Below are 19,435 nucleotides of genomic sequence, written 5' to 3'. Positions count from 1 at the left end.
TGCCAGCGATGGGGCCGGTGCAAACACCGCAAAATCTCAGGCCTGGCCCGGCACATTCGGCCAAAGATCCGCCACCAGAAACAACCGCTCCGCCTCTTCCCATTCGCCCCGGGCATTCTCGGTCAGGCGCACCAGCAGTTGCGCCGGCGCCGTCGGTTCCAGGTCATCCAGCCACATCTGCAGGTGTTCAGCGCTCCAGGTCTGATCCGCCGGATAGTGTGCCGGCGCCAGCCAGGCATGGCGGGGCAGGGGTTGCCAGCGCCCGGCCGGGCGCTGCGCGACGAACGCCGGCCAATCCTTCTGATGCAGCCAACTGCCACGCAGGTGCTGCGGATGCGCGCCTTTCGGCGGTTCTGCCTGACCGGGCCACGGGTACAACAGGTATCCGCCCAGCCACAGCTGCGCACTGAACACCTCGATATCCAGCTTGGCCAGCACCTCACGGCTTTCCGGGCGCGCCGAGATCGGCAGTTGGTGTTCGGCCAGATGCGCCAGTTTGCGGTCCAGTCGATCATGACAACCGGGCCCCAGCCACTGCGCCGGGTCGTGGCCGTCGCCTTTCTGCGGGCCGAGGTAGAGCTTGATCGCCAGTTCCAGGTGATGCACGCCATCGCGGTCGCGCAGCAGCATGTCCAGTTCACCGAGGGTGTGGCCTTCACGGCGGATCGGCAGGTTGGCGGCAATCAGCTCGATGCCCGGCGCATGCTGCACGGCAAACTGCCACAGCCGTTCGTAATACAGGCCCAGCCGCCGGGTACGCGCCTGCGACAGCCAGTGCAGCAAGCCATAACTGTCACGATCAAGTTGCCGCAGCCAATGCTCCAGGCGCGCCGGATCACTGACCCAATCGCTGCCGGCCAGCGGATGGCGCTGCGGCCACGGCGTCTCCGCCAGCATCGGCGGGGCAAGAATCACCCACGCCAGGTCACGCACTTCCGGATGGCGTAATTGGTGTGGCAACTGAAGCAGGTCGGGAAACAGGATCATCTTGCGAGCATAGCCTGAAACGCGCGCGCCCCCTTGAGGCTGAAAGGATTTTGTCTATCGCGGGCTTTCGCCCATAATCGGGTTTTTCGCGTTTTCGATTGTCCGCAGAGGTCCCATGGAGCAATTTCGTAATATCGGCATCATCGGTCGCCTGGGCAGTTCCCAGGTGCTGGATACCGTCCGCCGACTGAAACGCTTTCTGCTCGATCGTCACCTGCACGTGATTCTCGAAGACACCATCGCCGAAGTCCTGCCGGGCCACGGTCTGCAGACCTCGTCACGCAAGATGCTCGGCGAAGTCTGCGACATGGTCATCGTCGTCGGCGGTGACGGCAGCCTGCTCGGCGCCGCGCGGGCGCTGGCCAAGCACAATATTCCGGTGCTGGGGATCAACCGTGGCAGCCTCGGTTTCCTCACCGACATTCGTCCCGATGAGCTGGAAGTCGAAGTGGCCAAGGTGCTCGACGGCCATTATCTGGTGGAAAACCGCTTCCTGCTGCAAGCCGAAGTTCGCCGCCATGCCGAGGCCATTGGCCAGGGCGATGCGCTGAACGACGTGGTGCTGCACCCGGGCAAATCGACGCGGATGATCGAGTTCGAGCTGTACATCGACGGCCAGTTCGTCTGCAGCCAGAAGGCCGACGGCCTGATCGTCGCTACGCCGACCGGTTCCACCGCGTACGCGTTGTCCGCTGGCGGGCCGATCATGCATCCCAAGCTTGATGCCATTGTGATCGTGCCGATGTACCCCCATATGTTGTCGAGCCGGCCAATTGTGGTCGATGGCAACAGTGAGCTGAAAATCGTCGTGTCGAAAAACATGCAGATTTACCCGCAAGTCTCCTGCGACGGGCAGAACCACTTCACCTGCGCGCCGGGCGACACCATCACCGTGAGCAAGAAAGCCCAGAAGCTGCGGCTGATTCACCCGCTCGACCACAACTACTACGAAGTCTGCCGGACCAAGCTCGGCTGGGGCAGCAAGTTGGGTGGTGGAGGCGACTGATGCTCGATCCCGCGCGCAGTTATGACTTGATTGGTGACGTGCACGGATGCGCCCTGACCCTCGAACACTTGCTTGACCGTCTCGGTTATCACAAGCAGGGCGGGGTCTGGCGGCATCCATCGCGCATGGCCGTGTTCGTCGGCGATATCATCGACCGTGGCCCGCGAATCCGCGAGGCACTGCACATCGTCCACGACATGGTCGAGGCCGGGCAGGCGCTGTGCATCATGGGCAACCACGAATTCAACGCACTGGGCTGGAGCACGCCGGCGCTGCCGGGCAGCGGCAAGCAGTTTGTCCGTGAGCACACCCCGCGCCATGCGCGCCTGCTGCAGGAAACCCTGACCCAGTTCGAAGACCATCCGGGCGATTGGCATGACTTCCTCAACTGGTTCTACGAGCTGCCGCTGGTGGTTGATGCCGGGCGCTTCCGCGTGGTGCATGCCTGTTGGGATGCCAGCCTGATCGAACCGTTACGCGGGCTGTTTCCCGATGCGCGCATCGACGAGCACTTTCTCCAGGCCTCGGCCGTGCCCGGCAGTTTCGCCTGCACCGTGTTCGACCGCTTGCTGCGCGGCACCGACATGCGCCTGCCGGATGGCTTGACCATGACCAGCGGCGACGGTCTGGTGCGCTCGTTCTTCCGCACCAAATTCTGGGAAGACGACCCGAAGACCTACGGCGACATCGTCTTCCAGCCGGATGCATTGCCGGAGCCGGTGGCGCAGAAGCCGCTGACCTCCAGCGAAAAAAACAATCTGCTGCGCTACGGCATCGATGAGCCGTTGCTGTTCGTCGGCCACTACTGGCGCAGCGGCAAACCGGCGCCGATCCGCCCGAACCTCGCGTGTCTCGATTACAGCGCGGTGCTCTACGGCAAACTGGTGGCCTATCGTCTGGATCAGGAAACACGCCTGGATCCGCATAAATTTGTCTGGGTCGATGTCGAGCGGCCGGAGGTGCTGCAATGAGTGCGGTAGCGGTATTGCGTCTGCCGTTGGCGGTGGATCTGAGCGGTTTCGTCAAGCTGCTGCAACGGATGCAGGTGCCGCATCGAGTCAGCGAAGAGGCGGGCGAGCAGGTGCTGTGGGCGCCTTCGGAAATCAGCGAGGACGTGCGTTCGCTGTACGAGCGCTTCCCGGCCGGTGATCCCGATCAGCAGCTGGACATTCCGCTGGCGCCGAGCTTCAAGCGTCCGAGCTTCGCCGAGCAACTCAAACACGCCAAGGCCACCGGGTTGATCCTGCTGCTGAGCCTGCTGGTCGGCGGCCTGACCTATCTGGGTGACAACCTCGACACCATTCGCTGGCTGACCTTCCTCGACTTCCGCGTGGTCGGCGAGTACATCCAGTTCACGCCGCTGGCCGACAGCCTGGCGGCGGGGCAGTGGTGGCGCCTGTTCACGCCGATGCTGCTGCACTTCGGCATCCTGCACCTGGCCATGAACGGCATGTGGTACTGGGAACTGGGGCGGCGCATCGAGTCACGTCAGGGCAGCATCAACCTGCTCGGTCTGACCCTGCTGTTCAGCCTGGTGTCGAACTACGCGCAGTTTGTCTGGAGCGGCCCGAGCCTGTTTGGCGGCTTGTCCGGCGTACTCTACGGGCTGCTCGGCCATTGCTGGATTTTCCAGTTGCTGGCGCCGAACCCGGCGTATCGCCTGCCGCGTGGCGTGCTGGTGATGATGCTGGTGTGGCTGGTGATTTGCATGTCCGGACTGGTCTCGATGATCGGTTTCGGCCAGATCGCCAACGCCGCGCACGTCAGCGGGTTACTCATCGGATGCTTCACCGGTTTGTTGGGCGGTTTGTATAACCGCCGTAAACTGGCCGCCTGAAATTTTAAGTGAATAAAGAGCACGGAGACCCTGATGTCCTCTTTTAACGACATGATCAAAAACATCACCCCGGACATCTACGAGAGCCTGAAACTGGCCGTGGAAATCGGCAAGTGGTCCGACGGCGGCAAACTCACCGCCGAACAGCGCGAGCTGTCGCTGCAGGCGATGATCGCCTGGGAAATCCAGAACCTGCCTGAAGACCAGCGCACCGGTTACATGGGCCCGCAGGAATGTGCGTCGAAGTCGATCGAAGTACCGAACATCCTGTTCAAGTCGGATGCCATCCATTGATCGAGATTGGCCGCGGTGCAATCAGCAAAATGTCGGCGCGCCTGGACGGGCCGAATGTGCAATACGCGTTTCGTCTGGATGACGTCGAGGTGCCGGTCAACCCCATGATCGGCACCACGGTGCGTCTGGAGTACCTGGGGGCGATTCATTGCACCCATTGCGGGCGCAAGACCAAAACCAGTTTCAGCCAGGGTTACTGCTACCCGTGCATGACCAAACTGGCGCAGTGCGATCTGTGCATCATGAGCCCGGAGCGTTGTCACTTCGAGGCCGGTACCTGCCGGGAGCCAGAGTGGGGTCAGAAGTTCTGCATGACTGATCATGTGGTGTATCTGGCCAACTCGTCGGGGATCAAGGTCGGTATCACCCGCGCCACGCAGTTGCCGACCCGCTGGCTCGATCAGGGCGCAAGTCAGGCGCTGCCGATCATGCGCGTATCGACGCGCCAGCAGTCGGGCTTCGTCGAAGACCTGTTCCGCAGTCAGGTGGCCGACAAGACCAATTGGCGCGCCTTGCTCAAGGGCGATGCGGCGGCGGTGGATCTGGCGCAAGTGCGCGATCAACTGTTTGAAAGCTGCGCCGAGGGCTTGCAAGGCCTGCAGCAGCGATTCGGCCTACAAGCAATTCAGACGATTGCCGATGTAGAACCTCTCGAAATCCGCTATCCGGTCGAGCAATACCCGGCCAAAATCGTCAGCTTCAACCTGGACAAGAACCCGATTGCCGAAGGCACGCTGCTGGGGATCAAGGGTCAGTACCTGATTTTTGACACCGGCGTGATCAACATTCGTAAATACACGGCCTATCAGCTCGCCGTGCATCAATAAGGATTCCAGCATGCGCACCGAACAACCGAAGATGATTTACCTGAAGGACTATCAGGCGCCCGAGTACCTGATCGACGAGACGCACCTGACCTTCGAGTTGTTCGAGGACCACAGCCTGGTCCACGCGCAACTGGTGATGCGCCGCAACCCGGAGCGTGGCCCTGGCCTGCCGCCGCTGGTGCTCGACGGCCAGCAACTGGAGCTGCTGTCGGTGACCCTGGCCGACCAGGAACTGAGCGCCGGCGATTATCAGCTGAGCGAAAATACCTTGACCCTGCAGCCGGCCAGCGCCAGCTTCACGGTCGACACCAGTGTCAGGATCCATCCGGAAACCAATACCGCGCTGGAAGGCCTGTACAAGTCCGGCACGATGTTCTGCACCCAGTGCGAGGCCGAAGGCTTCCGCAAGATCACCTATTACCTCGACCGCCCGGACGTGATGAGCAAGTTCACTACCACGGTGGTCGCCGAGCAGCACAGCTATCCGGTGCTGCTGTCCAACGGCAACCCGATTGCCTCCGGCCCTGGCGAAGACGGCCGGCACTGGGCGACCTGGGAAGACCCGTTCATGAAACCGGCGTACCTGTTCGCGCTGGTGGCCGGTGATTTGTGGTGCGTCGAAGACACCTTCACCACCATGACCAATCGCAATGTCGCGCTGCGCATCTACGTCGAGCCGGAAAACATCGACAAGTGCCAGCACGCGATGAACAGTCTGAAGAAGTCGATGCGCTGGGACGAAGAGGTCTACGGTCGCGAGTACGATCTGGACATCTTCATGATCGTCGCCGTCAACGACTTCAACATGGGCGCGATGGAGAACAAGGGCCTCAACATCTTCAACTCCAGCGCCGTGCTGGCCCGCGCCGAAACCGCCACCGACGCGGCGCACCAGCGGGTCGAGGCAATCGTCGCCCACGAATACTTCCACAATTGGTCAGGCAACCGCGTGACCTGCCGCGACTGGTTCCAGCTGTCGCTCAAGGAAGGCTTCACTGTGTTCCGTGACGCCGGTTTCTCCTCGGACATGAACTCGGCCACGGTCAAGCGCATTCAGGACGTGGCGTACCTGCGTACCCACCAGTTCGCCGAAGATGCCGGCCCGATGGCCCACGCGGTGCGTCCGGACAGCTTCATCGAGATTTCCAACTTCTACACTCTGACCGTGTACGAAAAGGGCTCGGAAGTGGTCGGCATGATCCATACCCTGCTGGGCGCCGAAGGCTTCCGCAAGGGCAGTGACCTGTACTTCGAACGCCATGATGGCCAGGCCGTGACCTGTGACGACTTCGTCAAGGCCATGGAAGATGCCAACGGTGTCGACCTGACCCAGTTCAAACGCTGGTACAGCCAGGCCGGCACGCCGCGTCTGGCGGTCAGCGAGTCCTACGACGCCGCGGCGAAAACCTACAGCCTGACCTTCCGCCAGAGCTGCCCGGAAACCCCGGACAAGGTGGAAAAACTGCCGTTCGTGATCCCGGTCGAACTCGGTCTGCTCGACAGCAAAGGCAACGAGATTGCCCTGCGTCTGGCCGGTGAAGCGTCGGCCCAGGGCACCACCCGCGTGATCTCGGTGACCGAGGCTGAGCAGACCTTCACCTTCGTCGACATCGCTGAACAGCCGCTGCCATCGTTGCTGCGTGGTTTCTCGGCACCGGTGAAACTGAGCTTCCCGTACAACCGCGACCAGTTGATGTTCCTGATGCAGCACGACAGCGACGGCTTCAACCGCTGGGATGCCGGTCAGCAACTGTCGGTGCAGGTCCTGCAGGAGCTGATCGCGCAGCAGCAGAAGGGCGAGAGCCTGGTGCTCGATCCGCGTCTGATCTCGGCGCTGAAAACCGTGCTGTCTGACGAGTCGCTGGATCAGGCCATGGTCGCCGAAATGCTTTCGCTGCCGAGCGAAGCGTATCTGACCGAAATCAGCGAAGTGGCGGATGTCGAGGCGATCCACAACGCTCGCGAGTTTGCCCGCAAGCAACTGGCGGACAACCTGTTCGAAGCGCTGTGGCTGCGTTATCAGGCCAACCGCGATTTGTCGAAGCAGACGCCATACGTGGCAGAGGCTGAACACTTTGCCCGTCGCGCGCTGCAGAACATTGCGCTGTCGTACCTGATGCTCAGCGGCAAGCCCGAAGTGCTGGCCGCTACGCAGGAACAGTTCGAAAACAGCGACAACATGACCGAGCGCCTCACCGCGTTGGCGGTGCTGGTCAACTCGCCGTTCGAAGAACAGAAGGCCAAAGCGCTGGCGACTTTCGCCGAGCACTTCAAGGACAATCCGCTGGTCATGGATCAGTGGTTCAGCGTGCAGGCCGGCAGCACACTGCCGGGCGGTCTGGCGCGGGTGAAGGCTCTGATGCAGCACCCGGCGTTCAACATCAAGAACCCGAACAAGGTGCGTGCGCTGGTCGGTGCGTTTGCCGGGCAGAACCTGATCAACTTCCACGCCGCCGACGGTTCGGGCTACCGCTTCCTCGCGGATCTGGTGATCGAGCTGAACGGCTTCAACCCGCAGATTGCTTCGCGGCAACTGGCGCCGCTGACCCGCTGGCGTAAATACGACGCTGCACGGCAGGCACTGATGAAGGCTGAGCTGGAGCGGATTCTGGCTTCGGGGCAGTTGTCGAGCGATGTGTACGAAGTGGTGAGCAAAAGCCTGGCGTAACGCTCGCCTGATCAAGATCTCCGGCAGACACAAAACCTGTAGGAGCTGTCGAGTGAAACGAGGCTGCGATCTGTTGATTCTGATTTTTTAAATCAAGATCAACAGATCGCAGCGTGCCGCAGCTCCTACAGGTTATTTCAGGTCGAATCGATCCAGCTCCATCACCTTGGCCCACGCCGCCACGAAATCTTTGACGAACTGTTCCTTCGCGTCAGAACTCGCATACACCTCGGCCAGCGCGCGCAGTATCGCGTTGGAACCAAACACCAGATCAACCCGCGTCGCCGTCCACTTCACGCTACCGGTCTTGCGGTCGCGTCCTTCAAACTCGTCCGCTGCTGCCGACGTCGGCTTCCACTCCACACCCATGTCCAGCAGGTTGGTGAAGAAGTCGTTGCTCAGGGTTTCCGTGCGCGAGGTGAACACGCCATGCCGGCTCTGCCCGACATTCGCGCCCAATACCCGCAGACCACCGACCAGTACGGTCATTTCCGGAGCGGAGAGGGTGAGCAGTTGCGCCTTGTCGATCAGCAGCGCCTCGGCCGACACGGTGTATTTGCCCTTGCTGTAGTTACGGAAACCATCGGCAATCGGTTCGAGGAAACCGAACGACTCGATGTCGGTTTGCTCCTGAGTCGCATCGGTCCGACCTGGATTGAACGGCACAGAGATAGAGTGCCCGGCGTTTTTCGCCGCTTGCTCGACCCCTGCGTTACCCGCCAGCACGATCAGATCCGCCAGCGAGACTTTCTTGCCGGAGGAGCCGGCGTTGAACTCGTTCTGAATGCCCTCCAGGGTCTTCAGCACCTTGTCCAGTTGCTCCGGCTGGTTGGCCTGCCAGAATTTCTGCGGGGCCAGACGCAGACGTCCGCCGTTGGCGCCCCCCCGTTTGTCCGAACCACGGAATGTCGATGCCGCGGCCCAAGCGGTGGACACCAGTTGCGACACTGACAGACCGGACGCCAGCACTTTGCTTTTCAGCGCCGCCGCATCATTGCTGTCGATCAGTGGGTGAGTGGCCTCAGGAATCGGGTCCTGCCACAGCAGTTCTTCGTTCGGCAGTTCCGGCCCGAGGTAGCGCGACAGCGGGCCCATGTCGCGGTGGATCAGCTTGTACCAGGCGCGGGCGAAGGCGTCGGCCAGTTGATCCGGGTTGGCCAGGAAGCGACGGGCGATCGGCTCGTAGATCGGGTCGAAACGCAGCGCCAGGTCGGAGGTGAGCATGGTCGGCGAGAGCTTTTTGCTTGGATCATGCGCATGCGGAACAGTACCTGCGCCGCCGCCGTTTTTCGGTTTCCACTGATGCGCACCGGCCGGGCTTTTGAACAGTTCCCACTCGAAACCGAACAGGTTTTCCAGGTAGTTGTTGCTCCACTGAGTCGGGGTCGTGGTCCAGGTGACTTCGAGGCCGCTGGTGATGGTGTCGGCGCCTTTGCCGGTGCCGAATGCGTTGCGCCAGCCGAGGCCTTGTTCTTCCAGCCCGGCCGCTTCCGGCTCAGGCCCGACATTATCGGCCGGGCCGGCGCCGTGGGTCTTGCCGAAGGCGTGACCGCCAGCGATCAGCGCGACGGTTTCTTCGTCGTTCATGGCCATGCGGCCGAAGGTTTCGCGGATATCGCGACCGGAGGCAACCGGGTCGGGATTGCCTTCAGGGCCTTCCGGGTTCACGTAAATCAGGCCCATCTGCACCGCTGCGAGCGGATTTTCCAGATTGCGTTCGCCCTGATCGGTGCGGCTTTGCTCTTTGCCGTGCAGGTCCGGTTCGGCCACCAGCGTACCGTCACCCGGCTCCTGCATGGCCGATTTGTCTTTGCCGTAGCGACTGTCGCCGCCGAGCCATTCGCGCTCCGAACCCCAATACACGTCTTCGTCCGGTTCCCACACATCGGGACGTCCACCGGAGAAGCCGAAGGTCTTGAAGCCCATGGATTCCAGTGCAACGTTGCCGGTGAGCACGATCAGGTCGGCCCAGGAAATATTGCGGCCGTATTTCTGTTTGATCGGCCACAGCAGGCGCCGCGCTTTGTCGAGGCTGACGTTGTCCGGCCAGCTGTTGAGCGGAGCGAAACGCTGTTGCCCGGAACCGGCGCCACCACGGCCATCGGCGGTGCGATAGGTGCCGGCGCTGTGCCAGGCCATGCGGATGAACAGCGGGCCGTAGTGGCCGAAGTCGGCTGGCCACCAGTCCTGGGAGTCGGTCATCAGCGCACGCAGGTCTTGTTTCAGGGCCTGGAAGTCCAGTCTCTGGAATGCTTTGGCGTAGTCGAAGTCCTTGCCCAGCGGATCGGACTTGGACGAGTGCTGGCTGAGGATCTTCAGGTTCAGTTGATTCGGCCACCAGTCACGGTTCGTCGTACCACCACCGGCGGCGTGGTTGAACGGGCATTTCGATTCGTTTGCCATGTTCGGGTCCTTATCAGGTCATGTGCGGCCGGCTCGTGCCGACTTCGGACTAGTAAGGCTAGACCCGACTTGGGCAACCAGCTAATAGGCCGACTATTGGAGGCTGATAGGCGCAGTCTTTCAGCGGTTTTTTGCTATTGCGCAGGCGGCCAAACCATCATGGCAAATCTGTAGATCCTTGTTCTTGAGCGCTTGCTGCGAAAAATCGTGATGACAGAAAGAAATGTTATTGTATAACATAAAAAAGATTTCATTCTGTTTCTGCCAGCATTATTTGCCAAACGCCGGCAGCGATCCTCATTTTTCTGCTCACGGAAGTTCTGAAATGCCTGCCCGTTCCCACCCCCTTCAACGACGCTTGACTCCGCTGGCCGCAGCGCTGCTGATTGCCTCACCCGTGTTCGCCGCCGACCCGCTCGAACTGCAACCACAAGTCATCACCGGCAATCCTTTGGGCAGCCAGACCCTCGCATCGCCCTCGACCGTGCTCAGCGGCGACGACCTCACGTTGCAGCAGAAGGGCAGCCTCGGCGAGACGCTGAACAAACAGCCCGGCGTGTCCTCGTCATACTTCGGCCCGGGTGCGAGTCGGCCGATCATTCGCGGTCAGGACGGTGACCGCATTCGCATCCTGCGCAACGGCGTCGGCGCGCTGGATGCCTCGTCGCTGTCCTACGACCACGCGGTGCCGCTGGACCCGGTCAACGTCGAGCGCATTGAAATCGTCCGTGGCCCGGCAGCGTTGCTGTATGGCGGCAGTGCGATTGGCGGGGTGGTCAACACCTTCGATAACCGCATCCCCACCGAGGCCATCGAAGGCATTCACGGTGCGGGCGAGTTGCGTTACGGCGGCGCCGACACCACCCGCAGCAGCGCGGGGAAGCTGGAGGCCGGCAACGGGCAGTTCGCCTTGCACCTGGACGCCAGCGCCCGCGAGTTCAATGATCTGAAGATTCCCGGTTACGCCAAGACCGGCGCGGCACGCGCCAACGACGACGGCGACTCGCGCAAGCATCGGCTAGCCAACAGCGACGGCCGTCAGGATGGCGGCGCCGTCGGCGGTTCCTACACCTGGGATGACGGTTACGCCGGTCTGTCCTACAGCAATTACGATTCAAACTACGGCTCGCCCGCCGAAGACGACGTGCGCATCCGCATGCAGCAGGAGCACTACGCGTTCGCCTCGGAAATCCGCAACCTCGACGGGCCGTTCAGCTCGGTCAAACTCGACGCCGGCTACACCGATTACCAGCACCGGGAAATCGAGGGCGGTGAAGTCGGCACCACCTTCAAGAACAAGGGCTACGAAGCGCGGGTTGAGGCCCGGCATCAGCCACTGGGGCCGTTCAACGGGGTGATCGGCGCTCAGGTCAGCCGCAACGAATTCTCGGCGCTGGGCGAAGAAGCGTTCGTGCCACACACCGATACCGACGCCGGTGCCCTGTTCATTCTGGAAGAGTTGCAAGCCACCGATCGTCTGCTGTTCACCCTTGGTGGCCGACTGGAACACACCACAGTCGACCCGGATGCCAAAGGCAACGAGCGCTTCGCCAATGCCGACCGCTCCAGCAGTTTCACCGCCGGCAGCCTGTCGTCCGGCGCGGTGTACACGCTGACGCCGATCTGGTCGGTCGCCGCGACACTCGGCTACACCGAGCGCGCGCCGACGTTCTATGAGTTGTACGCCAACGGCGCCCACGTCGCGACCGGCACCTATGAAGTCGGCGATGGCGGGCTGTCGAAAGAAAAAGCCGTGTCCAGCGACCTCGCATTGCGTTTCGACAATGGCACGCACAAGGGTAGCGTCGGCGTTTTCTACAGCCACTTCTCCAATTACATCGGCTTGCTCGGTACCGGCCGAACACTGAATGACGAAGGCGAAGAGGATGCCGGCGGGATTCCCGAATACACCTACTCGGGCGTTCGCGCGCGCTTCAGTGGCATCGAAGCGCAGGATCGCTGGACGCTTGGCGAAAATGCCTACGGCAAGTTCGCGCTGGAGCTGTCGGGCGATTACACCCGCGCCAAGAACCTCGATAACGGTCAGGATCTGCCGCGCATCGCGCCGCTGCGCTTGAACAGCGGTTTGCTGTGGGAACTGGATCGCTGGCAGGCACGGATCGATATCGAACACGCCAGCTCGCAACATCGTGTGCCGACCAACGAAAGCAGCACCGATGGCTACACCACGCTGGGGGCGAATGTCGGGTACCACTTCGATGTCGGCCAGAGCAAATGGCTGGCCTTCGTCAACGCCGAGAACCTGACCAACCAGACCGTGCGTTACGCCAGTTCGATCCTGCGCGATATTGCACCGGCGCAAGGGCGCAGCATTCAGGTGGGTTTACGCACGACGTTCTGATTAGTTGACCTGTTAACACTTCCCCCGTGTAGGAGCTGCCGCAGGCTGCGATCTTTTGATCTTGATCTTGAAAAAACAAAATCAAAAGATCGCAGCCTGCGGCAGCTCCTACACGGGGGGCATCAGCTCGATTGCGCGGTGTCGTCGTCCGGCAACGCATCCAGCGGATCTTCCTGCCCCGGCAATTCAGTAATCACACTGAAATCCGTGACCTCGACCGCACCCAATCCATAACCCAGCAAGTGAAACGAAAAGGCTTTGCGCGGTTGCGGGTTGTCGAAACTGAAATCCATCTCCAGCGGCTGATCGGCTGTGGCGACCATCTCGGTCGGCAAGCCCAGCTGCACGTCCTGTTCGAACTCCTTGGCCTTGAGCTGGATGTACGCCGCCTGCTGCGGATCCACCGAGCGCACGGTCAGGCGCACGCGGGTGTGCGAGCCCTTGGGCATTTCCAGGTATTGCGCGCCGATCAGGTTATCGGCCCAGTCATCCTTGATCTGCGCTTGCAGCGGGATGACGTTGTTGCTGCCGAACTGGTAACGCTGATTGAGCGGGGTGCGCAGCAGCGACAGGTCCAGCGCCATGGCCCGCGCGGCAATCTGTCGGGCCTGCTGGCTGCTTTCATTGCCCTTGAAGGTGGCGCGCTCGGCAATGAAGCCGGGGCTTTCGTAGTAGCGGCAACGGCGCGGCATGTCGCACTCGGAGAAAATCCCCTGGCCGTTGTGGTAGCGCAGTTTGCCGTTGGTGTAGGACATGATCTCGCGCCCGCTGTCGTAGTCGCGAAACAGCGAACGGCCGCTCAGCGCTGACGGCACCGGCAGGTCGAAATAATCGAGGATCGACGCGCTCAGATCGACATGCCCGTAGACCCCGGCATTCAGTCGCGGCAGTTGCTCATGTTCCGGGGCCAGGGTCAGGTTGAAACCCCAGGACGACGCCAGACGCACGCCGTCGATGCCGTGGGATTCGTCCGAGGTGATCACCACCAGCGTGTCCTTGAGCACACCCTGACGTTCGAGACCGCTGAGAAACTGCTCCAGCGCATCGTCGAGATAACCGACAGCCGCCTGTTTCGGCGTCTCGTAACGCGCCAGGTAGTCTTCCGGCGCGGAGTAGGGCTGGTGGGTGCCGACGGTCAACAGGGTGAGCATCCACGGTTGCCTCTGCTTCTTCAGTTGGCCGACGTAATCCAGCGCACCTTCGAAGAACGCCTTGTCATCCTTGCCCCACGGGAACTCCAGATAGTTGGCGTTGGTGAACCATTCCAGACCATGGGTCGCATCGAAACCGATGTGCGGCATGATCTTGTCTTTGGCCATGAAGCGCAGACCGGCGCCTTGCAGATAGTGGGTGCTGAAGCCGTGCTGCCGCAGTTGTGCCGGCAGGCAGGCCTGATTGCGCTCCTGTTGGGTGAGCATCTCCACGCCTTTGGGCGTGCCGTTGTTGAGCTTGTCGTAATCGCCACAGAGCATGGCGTACAGGCCGCGAATGGTCTGGTGCGTATGCAGCACGTAATCCGGGGTGTTCATGCCGCGCTCGGCCCAGCGGCTGAGGTTGGGCATCAGGTCTTCCTGATAATGGCTGCCAATGGCTTCGCGATTGGCACGGATGTAAGCGCCGGGAATGCCTTCCAGGGCGATGATCAGCACATTGCGCGCCTGCCCCGGTGCGGCCAGCAGCTTGTGGCCATTGAGATCCAGATCGGTCAGGCCGGCCATCTGTGGCGCGGGTTCTTCGACGTCACCGTCCAGCCATTCCTCGGCCTGCAACTGCAGCTCGGCGACTTGCGAGGCGAGCAACTGATGCGGCAGGTTGTACAGGTGCCACGGATCCTCCTCGCTTGGCCACAGGTTTTGCACGCCCCAATGCGCGGCGAACAGCAGCGCCGGTGCCGCCCACACGGCGCGGGGCAGAGCAGCAGCGGGCTGCGCGCGATTGGCGAAACGCGTCAGCAACCAGAGCAGCAGCGCCACCAACAGCGCAACGCCCAGCGCCGGATGGGCAAAGCCGCCACCGGTGGAGTTCTCTACGAACTGCGGGTCAATCAGGTAATGCAGGTCGGATGGGTTCGGCAACCGGCCGACAGCGCTGACCAGCTCCGCCGTCGCCACCGCGAGCAATCCCCAGAACAGCAGCAACGGCAACGCCAGCCACCACGCACGGCGATGCAGCAACAGCACCAGCAAACTGCCACTCGCCAGGTCGGACAAATAGCCCAGCGACGACGACCAGCCCAACGCCGCGCGCAGGCACACCGGTACGATCAGCACCAGCAGAATCAGGGAAAACAGGCGGGCATGCGGCTGCCGCAACCAACGCAAAAGAACGCTCACAAACAAAGACCTTCCAGCCATCAAACCGTCACAAAAGTGTGCGCGATGATACCAAGGGTGGGCTGTCTGATCGCCCTTTTAAACGCGTGGCTGATCCGCTCTCGCAGGCGCTGCGCAGGGCTTGAGGCCTTGACCGGCGTCGGTGTCAGCCCAATGGCGGCTGACGCACAGCGTGTAACCGATGGCAGATTTATTGTTTCAGGCTGTTTAAATCAGCGCGCGACGCCAAACCCGAGCGTGCTATTGATATTCGATAACGGTATTTAATTTCTGTTTTTTATAGCGATAGAGTCCGGTCTTTGAGTAAATCCACCCCAGCTGCGAGGTTGTCATGGCCGTACCGTTCAAACGTTCTGCGCTGACTCTGTTGGCCGCATCCCTGGCAGGCAGTCTGCTGTTCAGCGCCGGCGCTCAGGCCGAAGGCAAGATCAGCATCGCCCAGCAATTCGGCATCGGTTATCTGATTCTCGACGTGGTCCGTGATCAGCAGTTGATCGAAAAACACGGCAAGGCACAGGGGCTGGAGATCAAGGTCGACTGGAACAGCATCTCCGGCGCCACTGCGATGAACGAAGCGCTGCTGACCGGCGCGCTGGACGTGGTGTCCGCCGGGGTGCCGCCGATGCTCACCGTGTGGGATCGCACCCGTGGCAAACAGAACGTCAAGGCGATTGCCTCGCTCGGCTCGATGCCCAATTACCTGCTGACCAACAATCCGAACATCAAGACCCTGAAGGATTTCAGCGACAAGGATCGCATCGCCGTACCCGCAGCGGGCGTGGGTTTCCAGTCGCGTACCTTGCAGATCGAAACGGCCAGGGAATTCGGCAATGATCAGTACAAGAAATTTGACGACATCTCTGTCAGCCTGCCGCACCCGGATGCCACGGCGGCGCTGATTGCCGGCGGTTCGGAAATCAACTCGCACTTCTCCAGCCCGCCGTTTCAGTATCAGGCCCTGCAAAACCCCAACGTGCACAAGGTGCTCAGTTCTTACGACGTGCTTGGCGGTCAGGCCACGTTCAACGTGCTCTACACCACGGAAAAATTCCACGACGAAAATCCCAGGACCTACAAGGCGTTCTACGACGCGTTGGCCGAAGCGGAAAAAATCATCAAGGCCGACAAGCCCGCCGCCGCTCAGGCGTACATTCGCGTCGAACAGTCTAAGCTGCCGCTGGCGCTGGTCGAGCAGATCGTCACCGATCCGGAAATCGACTTCACGGTGGTGCCGCAGCGCACGTTCATCTATGCCGAAAAATTGCAGGAACTGGGCGTGCTGAAGAACAAGGCCGGCAGCTGGAAGGATTACTTTTTTGAAGAGGCGCATGGCGGCGCTGGGAGCTGATAACGCTCGCCAAAGAGTTGAAGCCTGTGGTTGTTTCTGGACAGCCTGATGGCCACTCAGTAGCATTCGAGCCCAACGGACTTTCCCTTTGCACGTCGTCCGACGTGGAGTTCTCAAGGAATCGACATGCGCGACACCCCCAATGGCGAACAACGAACGGTCGTGACCCTGGTCAACGGCGAGATTCATCACGAAACCCAGATCAGTTTCAGTTCGGTGTCGGTCGTCAATGGCGAAGTGCGGGTGCATACCGCTGAAGGCAATCAGATAAATGTCCAGGTACCGGGGGCGGACTTCTCATTGCGCTTTGATCTGGATGGAGTGCAGCAGATTCCAGTGGCGCAGCGGGCACCGGTTGAAACGGTGCCCGTCGACAACAACCTGAAGCTGTTCACCTGGAAAACCGTACTGATCACCCTTGGGCTGTGGACAGTGGTCAACCTGATCACTGGTTGGCTGGGATTCTTTGCGGCGGCCGTTTATCTCGGTTATCGCTGGAGTCAGGTGTTGAAGCGCAAGCAGCAGTTGGCGGCGGCGCCCGTAGAGAAAGCTGCCGAGGCTTCGCGCTCGGGGATGTCGAGGGAAAGCGTGCGCAACGCACTGGCCCGTAAGCGTGGCTGACATGCGCGCAAAAAAAGGGGCGACCTGATCATCGATCAGGCCGCCCCTTTTTATTGCCGCCAAGTCAGATCAATGCATCTTGCTGTGATCGTGGCCTTCCATGTGCGTCAGCGCACGGACTTCGGCTTTGACTTCGACGGTCTGTTTCTCGCCCTTGGCGTTTTCCACGGTCAGGGTCAGCGGTACGCTTTCGCCTTCCTTGAGCTGGCCGGTCAGGCCCATCAGCATCACGTGGTAGCCGTTCGGGTCGAAGGTGACGGCTTTGCCGGCTGGCAGGTCGACCGATTTGACCGGGCCCATGCTCATCACGTCGTTCTTCATCGACATTTCGTGGATCTGCACATCCTTGGCCACTGGCGAGGCCACGCTCAGCAGTTTGCTGTCGCTGTCCGCGGTGACGGTCATGAACGCGCCGCTGGCCGATTGGGTCGGCACGGTCGCACGCACCCAGGCATCATCGACCCTGGTCTGAGCCGAGGCTTGAAACGCCAGGCCCAGCAGGGACAGGGCGAAAACGGCGCGTTTGATGTTGTTCAAAACGGGGTGCATCAGCAGACCTCCATAACGGTGAGCAAATCTTCCGTGCACTCTTGTGCCGAAAGCGATACAGACAGACCCAGGCGCAACTGGCCGCGCGAGTCGTAGACGTAACTGGTGGACGTGTGGGAGATCGTATAGGTATCGCCGGCCGGCACCTTCTCGAAGAACACGTCGAATTCCTTGGCCGTGGCCTTGGTTTCTTCCAGCGTGCCGTACAGCGCGACGAAGCTCGGGTCGAAGGCTTTGACGTAGGCGTCGAGGATCTGCGGCGTGTCGCGTTCCGGGTCGAGGGTGATGAAGATCACCTGCAGACGGTCGCCGTCCTTGCCCATCAGCTTCTTGATTTGCGCGGCGCGGGCGAGGGTGGTCGGGCACACCGCCGGGCATTGGGTGAAGCCGAAGAAGATCATCGGCATCATCCCGCGAAAGCTCGACAGCGTCATGGTTTCGCCGTCGGTGTTCTTCAGCTTGAAGGTGCGTCCGAGGATCTTGTCACTCAGGTCCTTGCCGTACTTGTACGACAGTTGGCCACGGGTGTCGCAGCCGGCGAGCAGGCCCAGGCCCAGCACGCCCATTCCCGCAAGCACCTTGCGGCGAGTCAACAAAGCCGTCATCTAATACCGCCTTTTGCAGCCCGTCAGTCGGCAGGACTGGCGGGGGGTTAACCGTAAAAGCGGCGCATGATACCAAACTGACGGCAGACGCCGGCCACGGATCGCCGCGCGGCGTCGGATCGGGCGACAAAAGGTGTAAGAAAAAGTGACGAGTGGCTACTGAACCCGGGTCTCATCGGCCTGCCAGCCGCCGCCCAGCGCGGTGTACAGGTTGACCTCGGCAACCAGCTGCGCCAGCCGATCAGTGATCAGCCCCTGCTGTGAACTGAACAGCGAACGCTGTGCATCGAGAAACGTCAGGCTGCTGTCGACGCCATTCTGATAACGGTGTTGCGCCAGGTTGTAATAATCCTGAGTGGCCTGCACCAGATCGCGTTGCGCCTGCAATTGCTGCTGATAAGTGCTGCGCGCCGCCAGGCCGTCGGCGACTTCCTGAAACGCGGTTTGAATCGATTTCTCGTATTCGGCGACCGCGACGTCTTTCTGCAATTTCGAATAATCCAGACTCGCGCGCAAGCTGCCGGCGTTGAAAATCGGCAGGTTGATTTGCGGCTGGAACGTCCACTCCCCGGAGCCGGCGCTGAACAGCCCGGACAGATCGCGGCTGGAGGTACCGGCGCTGGCGGTCAGGCTGACACTGGGGAAAAACGCCGCGCGCGCTGCACCGATATTGGCGTTGGCCGCTTTCAGCTTGTACTCGGCCTGGAGAATGTCCGGGCGCCGTTGCAGCAGATCCGACGGCAACCCGGCCGGCAATTGCTGAACCAGATCGCTGGCCAGTGGTTGCGCCGGCAGTTGCTCGGGGACTGGCGCGCCAACCAGCAGTGTCAGGCTGTTGAGATCCTGCGCCACCTGGCGTTTGTATCGCGCCAGATTGGCCCGCGAACTGTCGACGCTGGTTTGCGCCTGCGCCTGTTCCAGCGCCGAAGACTTGCCGGCCTCACGGTTGCGCGTGGTCAGGCGCAGGCTTTGCTCATCCGCGGCCAGGGTCTGGCGCGTCAGTTCGAGCAACTCCTGATCGGCGCGCCAGGTCAGGTAGGCATTGGCGACGTTGGCCACCAGACTCAGCTCGGCACTGCGCCGCGCCTGTTCGGTCGCCAGCCAGGTTTGCAGCGCCTGCTCGCTGAGGCTGCGCACTCGGCCGAAAAAATCCAGCTCATAGGCACTGACACCCAGATTCACCGCATAGGTCGAATTGATCATGGCTTTGCTGCGGGTCACGCTGGGCGGCATGCGCTGGCGTGACTCGCTGGCATTGGCCGACACCGCCGGCAGCAGATCGGCGCGCTGGATCCGGTACTGCGCCTGGAACGCCTCGACGTTCAGCGCCGCCACCCGCAGATCGCGATTGTTCACCAGCGCGCTTTCGATCAACTGTTGCAGCGCCGGGTCGTTGAACAGCGTGCGCCAGTCTTCAGTGCGCGCTGCGGCGGGTGTCGGTGCCGGGTAAACCGCGTCTTGCGGATACTGCGCAGCACTCGGTGAAGCAGGGCGCTGGTACTCGGGAATCAACGAACAACCGGCCAGCAGGACGGCGAGGGACAGCAGGGAAATGCGCAGCATCGAACGCTCTCATGCAGAAAAAACACGTGCCG

The 19,435-nt window shown here is 61.4% G+C and carries 15 protein-coding genes; 9 read left to right on the top strand and 6 right to left on the bottom strand.

What is annotated here, in order from left to right; genetic code table 11:
• Positions 1-36 precede the first annotated feature (36 nt).
• Positions 37-987, bottom strand: coding sequence for a DUF1853 family protein (locus JN524_RS22185; RefSeq protein ID WP_202370713.1), 951 nt, complete (start codon positions 985-987; stop codon positions 37-39).
• 115 nt (positions 988-1,102) lie between these two features.
• Between JN524_RS22185 and JN524_RS22180 the strand changes: the two genes are divergently transcribed.
• From JN524_RS22180 to pepN, 6 genes are read left to right on the top strand one after another with little or no spacing between them, the layout of a single operon-like run.
• On the top strand, positions 1,103-1,993 hold the full coding sequence (locus JN524_RS22180; RefSeq protein WP_003224174.1) for an NAD(+) kinase: 891 nt from the start codon (positions 1,103-1,105) through the stop codon (positions 1,991-1,993).
• Positions 1,990-2,964 carry a metallophosphoesterase gene (locus JN524_RS22175; protein WP_371917819.1) on the top strand — a complete coding sequence of 325 codons (975 nt, stop codon included), beginning with the start codon at positions 1,990-1,992 and terminating at the stop codon, positions 2,962-2,964. Before JN524_RS22180 ends, JN524_RS22175 begins: the two co-directional genes overlap by 4 nt.
• Positions 2,961-3,830: a rhomboid family intramembrane serine protease gene (locus JN524_RS22170; protein WP_202370712.1), complete on the top strand. Its 870-nt coding sequence runs from the start codon at positions 2,961-2,963 to the stop codon at positions 3,828-3,830. Before JN524_RS22175 ends, JN524_RS22170 begins: the two co-directional genes overlap by 4 nt.
• 33 nt (positions 3,831-3,863) lie before the next feature.
• Positions 3,864-4,124 carry a YeaC family protein gene (locus tag JN524_RS22165; protein WP_003224178.1) on the top strand — a complete coding sequence of 87 codons (261 nt, stop codon included), beginning with the start codon at positions 3,864-3,866 and terminating at the stop codon, positions 4,122-4,124.
• On the top strand, positions 4,121-4,951 hold the full coding sequence (locus JN524_RS22160) for a DUF2797 domain-containing protein (RefSeq protein WP_027613137.1): 831 nt from the start codon (positions 4,121-4,123) through the stop codon (positions 4,949-4,951). The genes JN524_RS22165 and JN524_RS22160 overlap by 4 nt, the downstream gene beginning before the upstream one ends.
• Before the next feature lie 10 nt (positions 4,952-4,961).
• Positions 4,962-7,619: an aminopeptidase N gene (gene pepN / locus JN524_RS22155; RefSeq protein ID WP_202370711.1), complete on the top strand. Its 2,658-nt coding sequence runs from the start codon at positions 4,962-4,964 to the stop codon at positions 7,617-7,619.
• A 132-nt stretch (positions 7,620-7,751) separates the two neighbouring features.
• On the opposite strand, the gene katG is transcribed toward pepN, so the two are convergent.
• The gene (gene katG, locus JN524_RS22150) at positions 7,752-10,022 is read right to left on the bottom strand and encodes a catalase/peroxidase HPI (RefSeq protein WP_202370710.1); all 2,271 of its coding nucleotides are present in this window, start codon (positions 10,020-10,022) and stop codon (positions 7,752-7,754) included.
• A 325-nt stretch (positions 10,023-10,347) separates the two neighbouring features.
• On the opposite strand from katG, the gene JN524_RS22145 reads away from it, so the two are divergent.
• On the top strand, positions 10,348-12,384 hold the full coding sequence (locus JN524_RS22145) for a TonB-dependent receptor (RefSeq protein ID WP_202370709.1): 2,037 nt from the start codon (positions 10,348-10,350) through the stop codon (positions 12,382-12,384).
• Between the two features lie 122 nt (positions 12,385-12,506).
• On the opposite strand, the gene JN524_RS22140 is transcribed toward JN524_RS22145, so the two are convergent.
• Positions 12,507-14,738, bottom strand: coding sequence for an LTA synthase family protein (locus JN524_RS22140; RefSeq protein WP_202370708.1), 2,232 nt, complete (start codon positions 14,736-14,738; stop codon positions 12,507-12,509).
• Between the two features lie 310 nt (positions 14,739-15,048).
• Here JN524_RS22140 and JN524_RS22135 point away from each other — a divergent pair, with 310 nt between their 5' ends.
• Entirely contained in the window at positions 15,049-16,065 is a 1,017-nt protein-coding gene (locus JN524_RS22135; RefSeq protein WP_202370707.1) for an ABC transporter substrate-binding protein, read from the top strand.
• 126 nt (positions 16,066-16,191) lie between these two features.
• The gene (locus JN524_RS22130; RefSeq protein WP_202370706.1) at positions 16,192-16,686 is read left to right on the top strand and encodes a hypothetical protein; all 495 of its coding nucleotides are present in this window, start codon (positions 16,192-16,194) and stop codon (positions 16,684-16,686) included.
• A gap of 69 nt (positions 16,687-16,755) precedes the next feature.
• On the opposite strand, the gene JN524_RS22125 is transcribed toward JN524_RS22130, so the two are convergent.
• The 3 genes from JN524_RS22125 to adeC form a co-directional block, all read right to left on the bottom strand.
• Positions 16,756-17,235: a copper chaperone PCu(A)C gene (locus JN524_RS22125; RefSeq protein ID WP_202370705.1), complete on the bottom strand. Its 480-nt coding sequence runs from the start codon at positions 17,233-17,235 to the stop codon at positions 16,756-16,758.
• The gene (locus tag JN524_RS22120) at positions 17,235-17,840 is read right to left on the bottom strand and encodes an SCO family protein (protein WP_115990063.1); all 606 of its coding nucleotides are present in this window, start codon (positions 17,838-17,840) and stop codon (positions 17,235-17,237) included. Before JN524_RS22120 ends, JN524_RS22125 begins: the two co-directional genes overlap by 1 nt.
• A gap of 156 nt (positions 17,841-17,996) precedes the next feature.
• Complete coding sequence (gene adeC / locus JN524_RS22115) at positions 17,997-19,403, bottom strand: AdeC/AdeK/OprM family multidrug efflux complex outer membrane factor (protein WP_272929693.1); 1,407 nt, start codon at positions 19,401-19,403, stop codon at positions 17,997-17,999.
• Positions 19,404-19,435: the final 32 nt, after the last annotated feature.

Source organism: Pseudomonas sp. MWU318 (assembly GCF_016756945.1).
Taxonomy (GTDB): Bacteria; Pseudomonadota; Gammaproteobacteria; order Pseudomonadales; family Pseudomonadaceae; genus Aquipseudomonas; species Aquipseudomonas putida_A.
The sequence above is the reverse complement of the archived record's forward strand: the minus strand, read 5'-3'. Positions and strand labels throughout refer to the sequence as shown.

Coding starts and splice junctions, on each gene's coding strand:
- JN524_RS22185 (WP_202370713.1), bottom strand. CDS start 987: ATGATCCTGTTTCCCGACCTGCTTCAGTTGCCACACCAATTACGCCAT.
- JN524_RS22180 (WP_003224174.1), top strand. CDS start 1,103: ATGGAGCAATTTCGTAATATCGGCATCATCGGTCGCCTGGGCAGTTCC.
- JN524_RS22170 (WP_202370712.1), top strand. CDS start 2,961: ATGAGTGCGGTAGCGGTATTGCGTCTGCCGTTGGCGGTGGATCTGAGC.
- JN524_RS22165 (WP_003224178.1), top strand. CDS start 3,864: ATGTCCTCTTTTAACGACATGATCAAAAACATCACCCCGGACATCTAC.
- pepN (WP_202370711.1), top strand. CDS start 4,962: ATGCGCACCGAACAACCGAAGATGATTTACCTGAAGGACTATCAGGCG.
- katG (WP_202370710.1), bottom strand. CDS start 10,022: ATGGCAAACGAATCGAAATGCCCGTTCAACCACGCCGCCGGTGGTGGT.
- JN524_RS22145 (WP_202370709.1), top strand. CDS start 10,348: ATGCCTGCCCGTTCCCACCCCCTTCAACGACGCTTGACTCCGCTGGCC.
- JN524_RS22140 (WP_202370708.1), bottom strand. CDS start 14,738: ATGGCTGGAAGGTCTTTGTTTGTGAGCGTTCTTTTGCGTTGGTTGCGG.
- JN524_RS22135 (WP_202370707.1), top strand. CDS start 15,049: ATGGCCGTACCGTTCAAACGTTCTGCGCTGACTCTGTTGGCCGCATCC.
- JN524_RS22130 (WP_202370706.1), top strand. CDS start 16,192: ATGCGCGACACCCCCAATGGCGAACAACGAACGGTCGTGACCCTGGTC.
- JN524_RS22125 (WP_202370705.1), bottom strand. CDS start 17,235: ATGCACCCCGTTTTGAACAACATCAAACGCGCCGTTTTCGCCCTGTCC.
- JN524_RS22120 (WP_115990063.1), bottom strand. CDS start 17,840: ATGACGGCTTTGTTGACTCGCCGCAAGGTGCTTGCGGGAATGGGCGTG.
- adeC (WP_272929693.1), bottom strand. CDS start 19,403: ATGCTGCGCATTTCCCTGCTGTCCCTCGCCGTCCTGCTGGCCGGTTGT.